At 72.6% G+C, this 14,105-nt stretch carries 12 protein-coding genes; 9 read left to right on the top strand and 3 right to left on the bottom strand.

Features of this window, described 5'->3' with window-relative positions; translation table 11 throughout:
* Nucleotides 1–13: 13 nt before the first annotated feature.
* Nucleotides 14–970 (bottom strand): cyclase family protein, encoded by a 957-nt coding sequence (locus tag ACZ5FU_RS25430; protein WP_451530623.1) that lies wholly within the window; start codon nucleotides 968–970, stop codon nucleotides 14–16.
* Complete coding sequence (locus tag ACZ5FU_RS25425) at nucleotides 967–1,968, bottom strand: fumarylacetoacetate hydrolase family protein (RefSeq protein ID WP_469046690.1); 1,002 nt, start codon at nucleotides 1,966–1,968, stop codon at nucleotides 967–969. The genes ACZ5FU_RS25430 and ACZ5FU_RS25425 overlap by 4 nt, the downstream gene beginning before the upstream one ends.
* A 138-nt stretch (nucleotides 1,969–2,106) precedes the next feature.
* Here ACZ5FU_RS25425 and ACZ5FU_RS25420 point away from each other — a divergent pair, with 138 nt between their 5' ends.
* Nucleotides 2,107–3,036: a LysR family transcriptional regulator gene (locus ACZ5FU_RS25420; RefSeq protein ID WP_451530625.1), complete on the top strand. Its 930-nt coding sequence runs from the start codon at nucleotides 2,107–2,109 to the stop codon at nucleotides 3,034–3,036.
* A 488-nt stretch (nucleotides 3,037–3,524) separates the two neighbouring features.
* Entirely contained in the window at nucleotides 3,525–3,761 is a 237-nt protein-coding gene (locus tag ACZ5FU_RS25415) for a hypothetical protein (RefSeq protein ID WP_469046688.1), read from the top strand.
* Nucleotides 3,762–3,848: 87 nt separating this feature from the next.
* Here the strand turns inward: ACZ5FU_RS25415 and ACZ5FU_RS25410 are convergent, their stop codons facing one another.
* Nucleotides 3,849–4,895: a LacI family DNA-binding transcriptional regulator gene (locus ACZ5FU_RS25410; protein WP_469046687.1), complete on the bottom strand. Its 1,047-nt coding sequence runs from the start codon at nucleotides 4,893–4,895 to the stop codon at nucleotides 3,849–3,851.
* A 258-nt stretch (nucleotides 4,896–5,153) separates the two neighbouring features.
* Here ACZ5FU_RS25410 and ACZ5FU_RS25405 point away from each other — a divergent pair, with 258 nt between their 5' ends.
* From ACZ5FU_RS25405 to ACZ5FU_RS25375, 7 genes are all read left to right on the top strand, one after another.
* The gene (locus ACZ5FU_RS25405; RefSeq protein ID WP_469046686.1) at nucleotides 5,154–6,485 is read left to right on the top strand and encodes an ABC transporter substrate-binding protein; all 1,332 of its coding nucleotides are present in this window, start codon (nucleotides 5,154–5,156) and stop codon (nucleotides 6,483–6,485) included.
* Nucleotides 6,486–6,586: 101 nt separating this feature from the next.
* On the top strand, nucleotides 6,587–7,471 hold the full coding sequence (locus ACZ5FU_RS25400) for a carbohydrate ABC transporter permease (RefSeq protein WP_469046685.1): 885 nt from the start codon (nucleotides 6,587–6,589) through the stop codon (nucleotides 7,469–7,471).
* Between the two features lie 5 nt (nucleotides 7,472–7,476).
* A complete protein-coding gene (locus tag ACZ5FU_RS25395) occupies nucleotides 7,477–8,373 on the top strand; it encodes a carbohydrate ABC transporter permease (protein WP_451530629.1) in 897 nt (298 codons plus the stop codon).
* 71 nt (nucleotides 8,374–8,444) lie between these two features.
* The gene (locus ACZ5FU_RS25390) at nucleotides 8,445–11,009 is read left to right on the top strand and encodes a family 78 glycoside hydrolase catalytic domain (protein ID WP_451781840.1); all 2,565 of its coding nucleotides are present in this window, start codon (nucleotides 8,445–8,447) and stop codon (nucleotides 11,007–11,009) included.
* 947 nt (nucleotides 11,010–11,956) lie between these two features.
* A complete protein-coding gene (locus ACZ5FU_RS25385) occupies nucleotides 11,957–12,520 on the top strand; it encodes a hemerythrin domain-containing protein (protein ID WP_451530631.1) in 564 nt (187 codons plus the stop codon).
* Between the two features lie 454 nt (nucleotides 12,521–12,974).
* A complete protein-coding gene (locus ACZ5FU_RS25380; protein WP_073491490.1) occupies nucleotides 12,975–13,178 on the top strand; it encodes a cold-shock protein in 204 nt (67 codons plus the stop codon).
* 138 nt (nucleotides 13,179–13,316) lie between these two features.
* The gene (locus ACZ5FU_RS25375; protein WP_451530632.1) at nucleotides 13,317–14,060 is read left to right on the top strand and encodes an SOS response-associated peptidase; all 744 of its coding nucleotides are present in this window, start codon (nucleotides 13,317–13,319) and stop codon (nucleotides 14,058–14,060) included.
* The last annotated feature ends 45 nt before the right edge of the window (nucleotides 14,061–14,105 follow it).

Raw genomic sequence — 14,105 nt, 5'->3', positions numbered from 1 at the left:
CTTGTTCCTCTGCTTACTTGACGGCGATCGGATTGACGGGGGAGCCGACGGCGCCGGTGATGGGCAGCGGCGCCGCGGTGAGCCAGAACTCGTGGACACCGTCGTCGGCGCAGTCCGCGGCGAGGGCGTCGAGGTCCCACATCTCGCCGATCAGCAGGCCCGTGTGGGGGATGACGACCTGGTGCAGGGGCTGGAAGGCGTGCGTGAACTCGTTGGGCCGGACCTCGAAGCCCCAGGTGTCGGTGGCGATCGCGGCGATCTCGCTGCCGTGCAGCCAGCCGGCCGTGGTGAACGACAGACCGGGCGCGGGACCGCCGGCGTAGTCGCCCCACCCGTCGCGGCGGACCCGCGCCAGCTGCCCGGTGCGCACCAGCACGATGTCACCGCGCCCGACGGCCACCCCGTGGGCCTCGGCGGTCGCGCGCAGGTGCTCCTCGGTGATCGCGAAGCCGTCGGGCAGCTCCCCGTCCGCGCCCACGACCCGGCCCACGTCGAGCAGCACACCGCGTCCGGCGACGTGCGGCGCCATGTGCTCGATGCCGGTGACGAGGTCGCCGTCGGAGGTGACGACCTTCTCGGCCGCCCGTCCGTTCCACGCCCTGCCGTGGTCGAAGATGTGCCCCAGGCCGTCCCACTGGGTGGAGCACTGCAGCGGCATCGCGATCACGTCGTCGGCGCCGCCGATGCCGTGCGGGAAGCCCTGGTTGCCGAGCGCCGCGTCGGTGCCGGTGTCCAGCATGGTGTGCACCGGGTTGGTGCGCCGCCGCCAGCCCTTCTGCGGGCCGTTCATGTCGAAGCGCTGGGAGAGGGAGAAGCTCACGCCCCGCCGCACGAGCGCGGCGCCCTCGCGGCGCTTGGCCTCGTCGAGGAAGTTCAGCGTGCCGAGCACGTCGTCCGCGCCCCAACGGCCCCAGTTCGAGCACGCCTTCGCGGCCCCGGCGATCGCGCCCTCGGGGTCGTCGCGGTTCACGCGGCGCCCTCCGCGACACAGCGGGTGCGCTGCGTGCCGAGCCCGGTGACCGTCCCCTCCATCACGTCGCCGTCGCGCAGCAGCCGGCCCCGGTGCATGCCGTTCCCGGCCGGGGACCCGGTCAGCACCAGGTCGCCGGGGAGCAGCCGGGCGCTCCGGGAGGCGTACGACACCATCCGGGCCACGTCGAAGATCATGTCCTCGGTGGACTCGTCCTGCATCGTCTCGCCGTTCAGCTTCAGCGTCAGCCGCAGGTCGCCGGGGTCCGCGACCGACCCGGAGGGCACGATCCAGGGGCCGAGCGGGGTGAAGCCGGGGGCGTTCTTGCTGCGCAGCCAGTCGGTGCCGATCTGCGGCATGTCGCGGCGGAAGACCGTGGCGCGGTCGGTGAGGTCGTTGGCGATCGTGTACCCGGCGACGTGCTCCAGGGCCTCCGCCACGGACACCCGGTGGGCGGGCCGGCCGATCACGGCCGCCAGCTCCAGCTCCCAGTCGGGCTGTTCGGCCCACGCGGGAAGGACGACGTCGTCGTAGGGGCCGGTGATCGCGCTCGGCAGGCCGAGGAACACGTACGGCAGGTCCTCGGCGGCCCGCCGGTCCATGATCTCCGCGGCCTCGGCGCGGCGCTCCTCCTCGGGCCGGTCGTCACCCGGTGCCCGGTGGGCGACGTGCAGATCGATGACGTGCTGCCGGTAGTTGGCTCCCGACTGGAACACCTGGCGCGGCTCGACGGGGGCGTGCACGCGGAAGTCCGCCAGCGGCTCGCGGGCGATGCCGTCCCGCGCGGCCAGCGCGTGCAGCCGCGGCAGGACGGCGTCCCAGTCCTCCAGCAGAGCGCGCACGTCCGGCGGACCCCCGCCGAGGGCGGAGCGCAGGTCGACCACCCGGGCCTCCGGGGTGACGAGGGCGGGGAAGGCCGGGCCGTCCGGGGCCGACAGCGTGGCGAGGGCGAACGGTCCGGCGAAGAGCGCGGAGACGGGTTCGGGTTTCACGGACATGTCCTCCTGATTGCGGTGCGACTAATCTGGACCCGCCCCTCACGATCAGGGAAATAGATTCTGTGGATGACCGGCATCCACGTGATGAATTCACGCTGGTCGGGGCCGTACAGCACACCGTGAGCAAGGGAAAGCCCCGTGAACCTGGCCCGCCTGGACCTCAACCTCGTCGTCGCCCTGCGCGCACTGCTGGAGGAACGCAACGTCACCCGGGCCGGGCAGCGCATCGGCCTCAGCCAGCCCGCCATGAGCGCCGCCCTGGCCCGGCTGCGCCGCCACTTCGACGACGACCTGCTCGCCCGGGTCGGCGGCCACTACGAACTCACCGCCCTCGCCCAGGTCCTGCTCGACCGCACCTCCACCGCCTACGACGTGCTGGAACGCCTCTTCGCCAGCCAGGCCGACTTCGACCCGTCCAAGGAGAGCCGCGAGTTCACACTGGTCGCCTCCGACTACGCAGTCGCCGTCTTCGGCACCGAACTCGCCCGCGTGGTGCACGAGGAGGCCCCCGGCATCCGCCTGCGCTTCGCGCAGACCCCGCCCACCGTCGTCGACGACACCGCGACCCTGCTGAGCGCCACCGACGGCCTGTTCATGCCGCACGGCGTGATCAGCGACTTCCCCGCCACCGACCTCTACCAGGACCGCTGGGTCTTCCTCGTCGCGGACGACCACCCGAGCGTCGACGACCGCCTCACCCGCCGGGACCTGGCGCGACTGCCCTGGGTCACCTACCAGCGCACCTACGACGCCCCGGCCGTCCGCCAGCTCGGCATGCTCGGCATCGAGCCACGGGTGGAGGTCTCCGTCGACAGCTTCCAGCTCCTGCCGCTCCTGGTGGCCGGCACCCGGCGCATCGCCCTCGTCCAGGCACGCCTCGCCGGCCTGCTCGCACCGATCGCCGCCGTCCGCGTGCTGGAACCGCCCTACGAGGCCGTGCCCCTGCAGGAGGCCCTGTGGTGGCACCCGGTGCACACGCACGACGCGGCCCACATCTGGCTCCGGGAGACGGCCGCGCGGGTCGGCAGGCGTCTCGCGGACGTCCCGGAGGAACCGGTCCCGTCCTGACGGGTGGGGCGGCTCGTCCCGTCCTGACGGGTGGGGCGCGTCGCCGGCGGGGGCGGACGGCGGTGCGGGGCGGGACACCGGCGAGGGGCGAGTGGTGCGGTCCGCGGGATGGGCGGACGGCGCGGCGCGCGAGGAGGTTCGCGAGGCGCTCCCGGACGGAGCGTCCGGCCGCCCGGTCCGCCGGGTATCCACGTGATGGATCGAGGGCATCCGAAAACCGGATCACACCGGGACTTGGCAGAGCGTCCCCCGGAACGCATGGTCGTGGCACATCACGCGCCCGTGCGCCGGCGTCCTCCGCGGAAGGACCCGACCGCCACGGGACGTCCCCCTCTCCCGCCTCGCGCCCTGGAGTGCCGCCATGCCCGCTCCCGCCGTCCCGACCGCCCTCGACCGGGAGGACTCCCCGCAGGCCGGGGGGAAGCTGCCGGCCACGCCGCTGATGGCCGGCAGCTGTCTGCCTGCTGCCGTCCCTGCTGACGCCGGCCATGTCCCGGCTCGACTTCGCCGGCCGCGGCCGCGGCACCGGTCTGTGGACGTCGGCGTTCTTCCTCGGCGGGTTCGCCTGCCCCCTCGTCCTCCTCGGCGGCGAGGGAGCCCTCGGCGGGCCGGCGCCGGCCGTGGGGCTCCTCGGCCTGGCCACCCTGCTGCCGGCGGGGGTCCTGCTGCCCCTCACCCGCCGCGGCGGGGCACCCCTGCCCCACGGCGCCCCGGAGCGGCCCTGACCCTCCGGACCGTCCCGGCGCCACGACCGCATCCGCCCGCGGCGCCGGGGCTCTGCCGCACGACACCGGACGGCACCGGTCCCCGGCTCAGCGGGCCCACGGCGCCGAGGTGCTGCCGCGTACCACCAGGCGGGGCGTCATCGTCGTCCGCACGGCTCTGTCGCGCTTGCTCTCCACCCGTTCGACGAGCATGCGGGCGGCGGTGGAGCCCATGGTGTGTCCGGCCTGGTCGACGCTGGTCAGCTGGACGGGGGCCAGGGCCGCGAGGGCGGTGTTGTTGTAGCCGACGAGCGAGAGGTCGTCCGGGATGCGCAGGCCGAGTTCGTGGGCGGCGCGGTAGATGCCCAGGGCGGCCACGTCGGCGCCGGTCATGACGGCGGTCGGCGGACGGTCGGCCGTCAGCAGGGTCATGCCCGCCTTGAAGCCGCCCTCGTCGGAGTACGCGGCGTGGTGGACGCGCACGCGGTCCGCCACGCCGTGCCGCTCCATGGCCGCCAGGTAGCCGTCCCGCAGCACGATCTCGGGAGTGCGCCGCCAGCGGTTGGCCCTGGTGCCGGGGGCCGACACCAGGGCGATGTCGCGGTGGCCCAGCGAGACCAGGTGGTCGACGACCAGGCCGGCTCCGACGTCGTCGGCGTCCACGACCGAGTCATGGGTGTCGGCGCCGTCGTGGTGGCCGATGACGACGGTCGGGACCGACGCCGCCGTGGTCAGCACCTCGTCCCGCGGGGTCCCCGGCGCGATGAGGATCAGCCCGTCCATCTGGCGGTCCTCCATGGCGCGGACGGTCTTCGACTGTTCCGCCGGGTCGAATCCGGCCGCGCCGATCAGCACGGTGTACTCGGTCCGGCGGAGTTCGTCCCGGATGCCGTCGAGGATGTCCGCGAAGAACGCGTTGCGGACGTTGTCCAGCAGCACGCCGATCGTGTACGTCCGGCCGCGCATGCCGCGGGCCGCCGCGTGCGGGCGGTAGCCGAGTTCGGCGATGGCGGCCCTGACCTTCTCCTGCATGGCGGGGCTCACGCCGTAGGCGTTGCGCAGCACCTTGGACACGGCGGCGGTGGACACACCGGCGTGCCGGGCGACGTCGGTGATGGTCGTGCGTCGGTTCCTGGGGGTCGCGGCCCGGTCCATCGACGGTGCTCCGGTTCTCTCGTGTGTAGGTGTAACGGTCTACACGGTAAGCCCCGGTGCTCGTCAAGTGTTTCACAGATGTCCGAGGTGTTACCGGGCCGTGTCTTGACGGAACGGGGGGAGCGGTGCAGGGTGTTGCCCACTCGCTGTGGAGAACGTTTTACACATTCTCTTCTCGTAGCGCGCCGGGCCTCGTTCCTCGCCCGTGGCGCCGCTTCCCCACTCCGCGCTTTTCCCAGAGACCTCCGGGAGTCCTCCGTGCCCCCTCGCATGCCCCGTGCCGGCCGTGCCGGCCGTGCCCGCCGTGCGCGCCTGCCCTTGTTCGCCGGCACCGCCTCACTGGCGCTGCTCGTCACCGCCTGCGGCGGCAGCGGCGCTGGTTCCTCGGCCGCGCCCCAGGACTTCGGCTACCTGAGCGTCACCGAGAACACCACCGTCAGGACGGCACTGGAGACCCTGTCCGAGGGAGCCTGCAAGACGGCGAACGCCGCACTGCCGCTGAAGGTGGAGACCGTTCCCCAGGCGAGCCTGGACCAGAAGCTGCAGCTGCTGGCCGGCCAGAACGCGCTGCCGGTGCAGTTCGCGGCGGGCAACGCCCCGGCGCTCACCCAGCAGTTGGCCGAGTCCGGCAAGATCGCCGACCTGGAGCAGGAGCTCAAGGGCCGCGGCGTGTACCTCCAGCTGGAACCGGCCGCGGTCTCCACGGTCAAGGCCCTGTACGGCGGCAAGCTGCGGGTCCTGCCGTACGAGTACAACATCGAGGGGATCTTCTACAACAAGAAGCTCTTCGCCGACAACGGGTTGAAGGCCCCCGGCACCTGGGCCGAACTGGTCTCGGCCGCGGCGAAGCTGGAGGCGAAGGGCATCCAGCCGTTCTCCGCCTCCGGTCAGCAGGGCTGGCCGCTCACCCGCCTGATCAGCGGCTACCTCTACCGCAGCCTGGGGCCGTACGCCCTGCAGGACGTCGCCGACGGCAAGGCGAAGCTGACCGACCCGCAGTATGTGAAGGCCGCCGAGGAGATCGCCGCCCTCGGCAGGAAGGGCTACTTCGGCAAGGGCGTCGGCTCCATCGACTACGACACCGCGATGAACCAGTTCCTCACCGGCAAGGCCGCCATGTTCTACATGGGCAGCTGGGCGCTGGCGAACATCGCCGACGGCGAACAGGACAAGGTCGGCGCCGAGAACGTCGGCTTCATGCCCTTCCCGGCCGTCTCCGGCGGCAAGGGCGCGATCGACCAGTACCCCTCCAACGTCGGCCTCGGCATCACCCTCGCCGCCAGGTCCTTCGACGACAAGACCGGCGACTGGGTCTCCTGCATCGCCAAGAACTACGGCAGCACCGCGCTGAAGGACCACGGCTCCATCTCCGGCTTCAAGGTCAACGCCGAGGTGAAGGACGCCAACGCGGTCACCACCCAGGTCCGCGACACCATCAGCACCTCGAAACAGAACGTCCTGTGGTTCGAGGCCCTGTTCAGCACCAAGGCCACCACCGTCAGCCAGACCAACGCGGCCGGCCTGGTCAACGGCAGCATGAGTCCGCAGCAGTTCATGCGGACCGTCCAGGACGCGCTGAGCACCCGCTGACCGCCCGGGGGCGGCCCACCGGCCTCCTCGCGCACCCCGCGTGAGCCGCCCCCGGCCCCGTCCGGCAGGCCTCTTCAACGGAAACGAAGTGGACACCACCCATGCACCGCGTACTCGGTGACCGCAGGGCGATCGCGATCCTCCTCGGTCCCGCCCTCCTCGTCTACTCCCTGATCATGCTGGTCCCGATGGTGTGGTCGCTCGGGTACTCCTTCACCCGGGGCAGCTCCATCGACGGCTTCACCGGCAACGGCGTCGCCAACTTCTCCCGCCTCCTCGACGATCCCGCCGTCCGCGACTCCCTCCGGTTCACCCTGAAGTACGCCGTCGTCGTCACCCTCGGCCAGGTCGTCGCCGGCTATCTGCTGGCCCTGCTCTACGTCTTCTTCCTCAGGCGCGCCTCCGCGCTGATCCGCACCCTGGTGTTCTTCCCCGTGGTCCTGCCGACCGTCGCCGTGGGCCTGCTGTTCCAGAAGCTCTTCCAGGTGGCCCCGCAGACCGGACCGGTCAACTCGCTGCTGGGCGCGGTCGGCATCGACCCGATCGACTTCTTCGGCAGCGCGGGCAGCGCCTTCTGGGTCCTGGCCGGCATGGACGTCTGGCGCTCCATGGGCTTCTACGCCGTCCTGCTCTTCGCCGGCCTGGTCGACATCCCCGACGAGGTCCTCGAATCGGCCCGCCTCGACGGGGCCACGGGCCCGCGCCTGATCCGCCACATCGTCCTGCCCCTGTCCCTGCCCGTGCTGATGTCGTCCCTCGTCTTCAGCATCAACGGCACCCTCAAGGTCTTCGACTCCGTCGTCGCCCTGACGGGCGGCGGCCCCGGCAACGGCACCACCCCGCTGACCCTGTACATGTTCCAGACGTCGTTCACCTACGGCGACTACGGCTACGGCAGCGCCATCGCCCTGCTGCTGACCGTCGTGTGCCTGCTGGTGAGCCTGGTCGTCCACCGCGTCTCGCGGCGCGACCTCACGGAGGGCTGATCACCATGGCCACCATCGACACCGCCGTGAAGACCACCGCGAGGGACACGAGCACCCCGCCGGCGAGGGCCCCGCGTACCCGTGGCAACCGGCTCCGGGTGAAGCTCGTCGTCGCGCTGCTGCTGGTCGTCGAGATCTACCCGCTGGTCTGGATGTTCCTGACCTCGCTCAAGTCCAACGACGACTACCTGAACAACTCCACCTGGAGCCTGCCCACCACCTGGCAGTGGGCCAACTACACCGAGGCGTGGACCACCGGACACATCGGCCTGTACGTCCGGAACAGCCTGCTCGCCGTCGTCCCGGCCCTCGCCCTGATGCTGCTGCTGGGCACCGCCGCCGGGTTCGCCCTGCAGATCATGGTGTGGAAGGGCCGCGGCCTCACCCTGCTGGTCTTCCTCACCGGGATGATGGTCCCGCCGCAGATGATCCTGCTGCCGCTGTTCACCGTCTACTTCCAGACCGGCCTGTCCGGCACCCTGTGGCCGCTGATCCTCACCTACACCGGCACCGGCCTGCCGCTGACCGTCTTCATGATGGCCACCTACTACCGCGGTGTCCCCCGGGAGCTGTTCGAGGCCGCCACCGTCGACGGCGCCGGCATCCTGCGCGCCTTCTGGACCATCAGCGTCCCTCTGGTCCGCAACGCCCTGCTCACCGTCGGCCTCGTGCAGTTCTTCTTCATCTGGAACGACCTGCTCATCGCGCTGACCTTCACCAACGGCCAGGACCTGCGCACCGTCCAGGTCGGCCTGCTCAACTTCACCGGTGACTTCGGCGCCACCCGGTACGGCCCGCTGTTCGCCGCCGTCTGCATCAACGTCTTCGGCACCCTCCTGATCTACCTCTTCCTCAACCAGAAGGTCATGAAGGGCCTCACCTCCGGAGCGGTCAAGGGCTGACCCCCACCCGTGTTCCGCCCGCTCCCGCATGTGACGAAAGGTTTCCCTTGCTCCCCCCTCAGCCCTCCCCGGTGTCCTTCGAACACCTCCCGGACGGCCTCGGCATCGGCGTCCCCGCCCCCCGCCTGTCCTGGACCCTGCCACCCGGTACCGGTCCCCAGCAGGCGTACGAACTGGAGGTCGCCCGCGCCGGGCACGTCGACCGCACCGGCCGGATCGCCGGCCCCGGCCAGGTGCTCGTGACCTGGCCCGGCAGGCCGCTGTCCGCACGGGAACGCGCGACGGTCCGGGTCCGCGTCTGGACCCCGGCCGCCGGTGGGCCGACGGCGTGGAGCGAGCCGAGCGCCGTCGAGGCGGGACTCCTGGAACCCGGCGACTGGCAGGCGGTACCGGTGGGCGCCGGCTGGGACGAGGACCCGGAGGCGATGCGCCGTCCGGCCCGCGTCCGCAGGGACTTCCGTCTCGACCGGCCCGTCGTGCGCGCCCGCCTGTACGTCACGGCGCACGGCCTGTACGAGGTGGAGATCAACGGACGCCGGGTCGGCGACGAGATCCTCGCCCCCGGCTGGACGGTCTACCCGCACCGCCTCCGCTACCGCACCCACGACGTCACCGCCCACCTCACCGAGGGCGCGAACACCGTCGGCGCCTGGCTCGGCGACGGCTGGTACCGCGGCAAGTACGGCTTCGACGGCGGCACCCGCAACATCTACGGCACCGATCAGTCGCTCATCGCCCAGCTCGAGGTGACCCACGACGACGGCACGACCACGGTCATCGCCACCGACGGGACCTGGAGCGCCGCCCCCGGACCGATCCTCACCAGCGGCCTCTACGAGGGCGAGACCTTCGACGCCCGCCTCCACGACCCCCACTGGGCCACCCCGCAGAGCGGATGGAACGGCACCCCGGTCGCCGTGGGGAACCGCGACCCCCGCACCCTCGTCGCCCCCCTGGGACCACCGGTGCGCTGCACCGGGGAGATCACCCCGGTCACCGTCACCCGCACCGCCGACGGCCGTCACCTGCTCGACTTCGGCCAGAACCTGGTCGGCCGCCTCCACCTCACCGTCGACGGCCCGGCCGGCACCGTCATCACCCTCCGCCACGCCGAGATCCTCCAGGACGGCGAACTCGCCACCCGGCCGCTGCGCGAGGCGACCTCCGTCGACACCCTGACTCTTTCCGGCCGGGGCCCACTCACCTGGGAACCCCGTTTCACCCTGCACGGCTTCCGCCACGCCGAGGTCACCGGCTGGCCGGGGGAGCTGACCGCCGACGCGGTGACCGCCCGGGTGTACCACACCGACATGCGCCGCACCGGCTGGTTCGAGTGCAGCGACCCCCTGGTCGACCGCCTGCACGAGAACGTCGTGTGGAGCATGCGCGGCAACTTCGTCGACCTGCCCACCGACTGCCCCCAGCGCGACGAACGCCTCGGCTGGACCGGCGACATCCAGGTCTTCGCCCCCACCGCGAGCTACCTCTACGACTGCGTCGGCCTGCTCGACTCCTGGCTCACCGACGTCGGCCTGGAACAGCTTCCCGACGGCACCGTCCCCTGGTACGTCCCCGTCATCCCCGGCGAGCCGATGTGGACGCCGATCCACCCGGGAGCGGCGTGGGGGGACGTCGCCACCCTCACCCCCTGGACGCTGTTCCGGCGCTTCGGCGACGTGGAACTCCTGCGCCGCCACTACCCCATGGCCAAGGCGTGGGTCGGTCTCGTGGAACGCCTCGCCGGCCCGACCCGCCTGTGGGACACCGGCGTTCAGCTGGGCGACTGGCTCGACCCGGCCGCGCCGCCCGACGACCCGGCGGCGGGACGCACCGACCGCTACCTCGTGGCCACCGCCTACTTCGCCCATTCCGCCCGGCATCTCGCCCTGGCCGCATCCGAGTTGGGGAACACGGCGGACGCCGCGCGGTACACGGCGCTCGCCGACGAGGTCGCCGGAGCGTTCCGGCGCCGCTACGTCCTGCCCTCCGGCCGCATGACGAGCGACAGCGCCACCGCCTACGCCCTCGCCCTCGCTTTCGGCCTGCTGACCCCGCGCCGCCGGCAGCAGGCCGCCGATCGCCTGGCCCAGCTCGTGGCCGAGGACGACGCCCGCATCGCGACCGGCTTCGTGGGGACGCCACTGATCTGCGACGCCCTCGCCGAGAACGGCCACCTCGACGTCGCCTACCGGCTGCTCACCCAGACCGAGTGCCCGTCGTGGCTCTACCCGGTCACCCGGGGGGCGACGACCGTCTGGGAACGCTGGGACGGCCTCCGCCCCGACGGCACCCTCAACCCCGGCGGCATGACGTCCTTCAACCACTACGCCCTGGGCGCCGTCGCCGACTGGCTGCACCGCGTCGTCGGCGGCATCACCGCCACCGCTCCCGGCTACCGGACCATCGCCTTCCGCCCCCGTCCGGGCGGCGGCATCACCTGGGCCCGCACCCGCCACGAATCGCCGTACGGAACGGTGTCGCTGTCCTGGGAACTGACAGCCACCGGGATGACGGCCCGCATCACGGTCCCGGAAGGCTGCACGGCCACCGCCGAACTGCCCGGCCGCCTCCCGGTGGCCCTCGGACCGGGAGAGCACGTCCTGGACACGGCGGCGATGGCCGCCGAGGCCGCCTGAGCCGGGGTCCGCCCTCCGTGGAGCCGGGGCCGGCCGTGCCCCCGGCACTCGGCCGGCCCCCTCCCCCCGTCACCCGGCGGTCGTGCGCCGGCCACCCCTCCCCGCCCGGAGGGACGCTGTGGACGGACGAACCTTCCTCTCTGCCGCCACCGTCACCGTCCTGGCCGTGACCGCACCCCCTGACCCCGCCGCCGTGCGGGCCTCGCGCCGGGGACGCGGGCACCGTGTTCGTCAACCGGGTGGCCGGCGAGGACACGGACCACGAAGGACTCGACCTACGACGCGGGGAAGGCCCCGGTCGTGTGCCGCGGGACGGGGCGGGCACCCGGTCGCCGGCGGACCACAGGGCTCCTGCCCGCGCTCCTCGAAGGGTTCCCGGCCGTTCTGGCGGCGGCCGGCCTCGTCCTGGTGCCGCGGAACCGTCGGGGCCGGGGCACGGGGCACGAGGCACCGCCAGGGATCCCGCTCCGCACACCACGGGTGAAGAGGGCTGGCGGGCCGCCCCGGCCGCCGGACGACGTCGGCCCGACCGGAACCCTCCTGCCGCCGTGGTCGGTGCGGTGGCCGTGGCGACGTCGGCGCGGACGTGGATGATCAGGCGTACCCCGCTGTTGTCGGCACCGGCCCCGTCGAGCGGACGCCGGGCGGAGGCGCCTCGGGCCGCCACGGACCTCAGCGGCCCGAGGCGGCTGCACGGACGGCGGACCCGCACCCCGGCCCAGCCGCCGCGGGCACCGGCCGCGAACGAGCCTGTCGGCCGCCGGAGTGAAGGGGCGGGGCATCGCGAGGCAGGGGGAGCGCGCGGGGGAGGCATAGGTCCTGGGTGCCGCGCGGGCGGGACGCAGCGGCCGTTCCCGCACCGACCGCAGGACGCCGACGGCGCGGACGCACGTGCCGGGGAGCGCCGACCGGCACCCGGACGCAGCACGACCAGGAGTGGAGAACCCATGGGACACGGCGGAGACGTCATCCAGGAACTGACCGCTGACCATCGCGAGGTGGACACCCTCTTCGCGCGGATCGAAGCGCTGCCGCCGGCCGACCCGGAGCGGCGCGAACTCGCGGACCGGATCACCGTGGAACTCGTCCGCCACTCGGTGACCGAGGAGCAGTACCTGTACCCGACGGTGCGCCGGTACGTCGACGACGGGGACGACCTCGCCGACGAGGAGATCGCCGAGCACGGCGAGGTCGAGCGCATGCTGAGGGAACTGGAGGACCGCCGGCCCGGCGACGGACGCTTCGACGAGCTGATCGCGGCACTCAGGAACTCCGCCAGGGCGCACGCCGACGACGAGGAGAGCCGGCTGTTCCCCCTGCTGGCCGAGGTCTGCTCCACCGCCGCGCTGGAGGACCTCGGCGAGAGGGTCCGCTCGGCCAAGAAGCGCGCCCCCGCCCGTCCGCACCCGTCCGCGCCGGACGCCCCGCCCGCGAACGGCACCCTCACGCCCGGCACGGGCATGGTCGACCGCCTGCGCGACATGCTCGCCGGGCGCGGAAAGCAGGACTGAGCCGAACGGAGGCCGCCGGGCGGCGTCCCCTCCACCGCCGGGGCGGACCGGGGCGGGGCGCCGGCCCACCGGAATGCGCTTAGCCCGGCGCCGCCCCGACGACCCGGCACGGTTCCCGACGTGCGTCGGCCCGCGGCCGGCCGGCCGGTGTCCCGTCGCCGCGTTCACCCGGTGAGGAGAGCGACGGGGACCACCCGAACGGATCCGGTCCCGGGCCCGCCCGAAAACCACTCCAGTGGGTCTGTGCACGCGAGCCGGAATGATTCCGGCGGTAGCCTGGTTCCAGAAGCCGGTCGCAGTTTTACTCGTGTGTTTGTGCCAGTCGCATGCTCGCAGAGAACGATGTCGCGGGCGCGAAGCTCGTTCTCCAGGTTGTGCTGGAGCAGCCGCGTCATTACCGGCCGGGTATTCGCACGGTGCGAATGACCCCACCCAGCCCCTGTAAGGAGCAGCAATGACTCAGGGAACCGTCAAGTGGTTCAACGCCGAAAAGGGATTCGGCTTCATCGCCCAGGCCGACGGCGGCCCGGACGTCTTCGTGCACTACTCGGAGATCGACAGCTCCGGCTTCCGCAGCCTGGAGGAGAACCAGCAGGTGGAATTCGACATCGTGCAGGGCCCCAAGGGCCCGCAGGCTTCGCGCGTACGCCCGCTGTGACCACGTCCGCGACCCGCGGCTGCCGCCGCTGACGTGACGGAAAAGGGCCGGCGCCTTCTCGGGGCCGGCCCTTTTCGCGCGCCCGCACCGCCGGACGGAACCCCTGCGTTCCCGGGAAACGGTGGGACAGTGGAGTGCATGTGCGGTCGCTACGTCTCCACCCGCGGTCCCGAGGACCTCGCCGAGCACTTCCACGTCGCCGGCCCGCCCGTCACCGAGTCGCTCGAGCCGAGCTGGAACGTCGCTCCGACCGACGACGTCTGGGCCGTCCTCGAACGCACACCCCGCGGCGAGGACGACGCGGGACCGGCGAGACGCGAGCTGCGCCCGCTGCGCTGGGGCCTGGTGCCGTCATGGGCGAAGGACGTCGGGATCGGCGCGCGGATGATCAACGCCAGGGTGGAGACCCTGCACGAGAAGCCCGCCTACCGCCGCGCCTTCGCCCGGCGCCGCTGCCTGCTGCCCGCGGACGGCTTCTACGAGTGGCGGCAGGTCACGGCCGAGGACACCGGCCGGACCCGCAAGCAGCCGTACTTCATCCACCCCGAGGACGGCCGGCTCATGGCCTTCGCCGGCCTGTACGAGTACTGGCGCGACCCGCAGGTACGGCAGGACGACGATCCCGCCGCCTGGTTGCTGACCTGCACCGTCATCACCACCGAGGCCACGGACGAGGCCGGCCGTGTGCACCCTCGCATGCCGCTCGCCCTCACCGAGGACCGCTACGACGCCTGGCTCGACCCCGCCCACCGGGACTCCGGCGAACTGCGCGCCCTGCTCGGGCGCCCCGCGGACGGGCGCCTGGAGGTGCGGCCCGTGTCACCGGCCGTCAACAACGCCCGCAACGACGGACCGCACCTCCTCGACCCGATCACGCCGTAGACCGCGGCGCGCCCGCCGGGAGACACCCCGGGCCCGCGGCGCGCG

The sequence above is a fragment of the Streptomyces sp. NPDC031554 genome, assembly GCF_055580685.1.
The sequence above is the reverse complement of the archived record's forward strand: the minus strand, read 5'-3'. Positions and strand labels throughout refer to the sequence as shown.

Excerpts from the sequence above, each read along its gene's own strand:
- ACZ5FU_RS25415 (WP_469046688.1), top strand. The coding sequence starts at position 3,525 with ATGTCCCGGCTCGACTTCGCCGGCCGCGGCCGCGGCACCGGTCTGTGG.
- ACZ5FU_RS25425 (WP_469046690.1), bottom strand. The coding sequence starts at position 1,968 with ATGTCCGTGAAACCCGAACCCGTCTCCGCGCTCTTCGCCGGACCGTTC.
- ACZ5FU_RS25400 (WP_469046685.1), top strand. The coding sequence starts at position 6,587 with ATGCACCGCGTACTCGGTGACCGCAGGGCGATCGCGATCCTCCTCGGT.
- ACZ5FU_RS25375 (WP_451530632.1), top strand. The coding sequence starts at position 13,317 with ATGTGCGGTCGCTACGTCTCCACCCGCGGTCCCGAGGACCTCGCCGAG.
- ACZ5FU_RS25410 (WP_469046687.1), bottom strand. The coding sequence starts at position 4,895 with ATGGACCGGGCCGCGACCCCCAGGAACCGACGCACGACCATCACCGAC.
- ACZ5FU_RS25395 (WP_451530629.1), top strand. The coding sequence starts at position 7,477 with ATGGCCACCATCGACACCGCCGTGAAGACCACCGCGAGGGACACGAGC.
- ACZ5FU_RS25385 (WP_451530631.1), top strand. The coding sequence starts at position 11,957 with ATGGGACACGGCGGAGACGTCATCCAGGAACTGACCGCTGACCATCGC.
- ACZ5FU_RS25380 (WP_073491490.1), top strand. The coding sequence starts at position 12,975 with ATGACTCAGGGAACCGTCAAGTGGTTCAACGCCGAAAAGGGATTCGGC.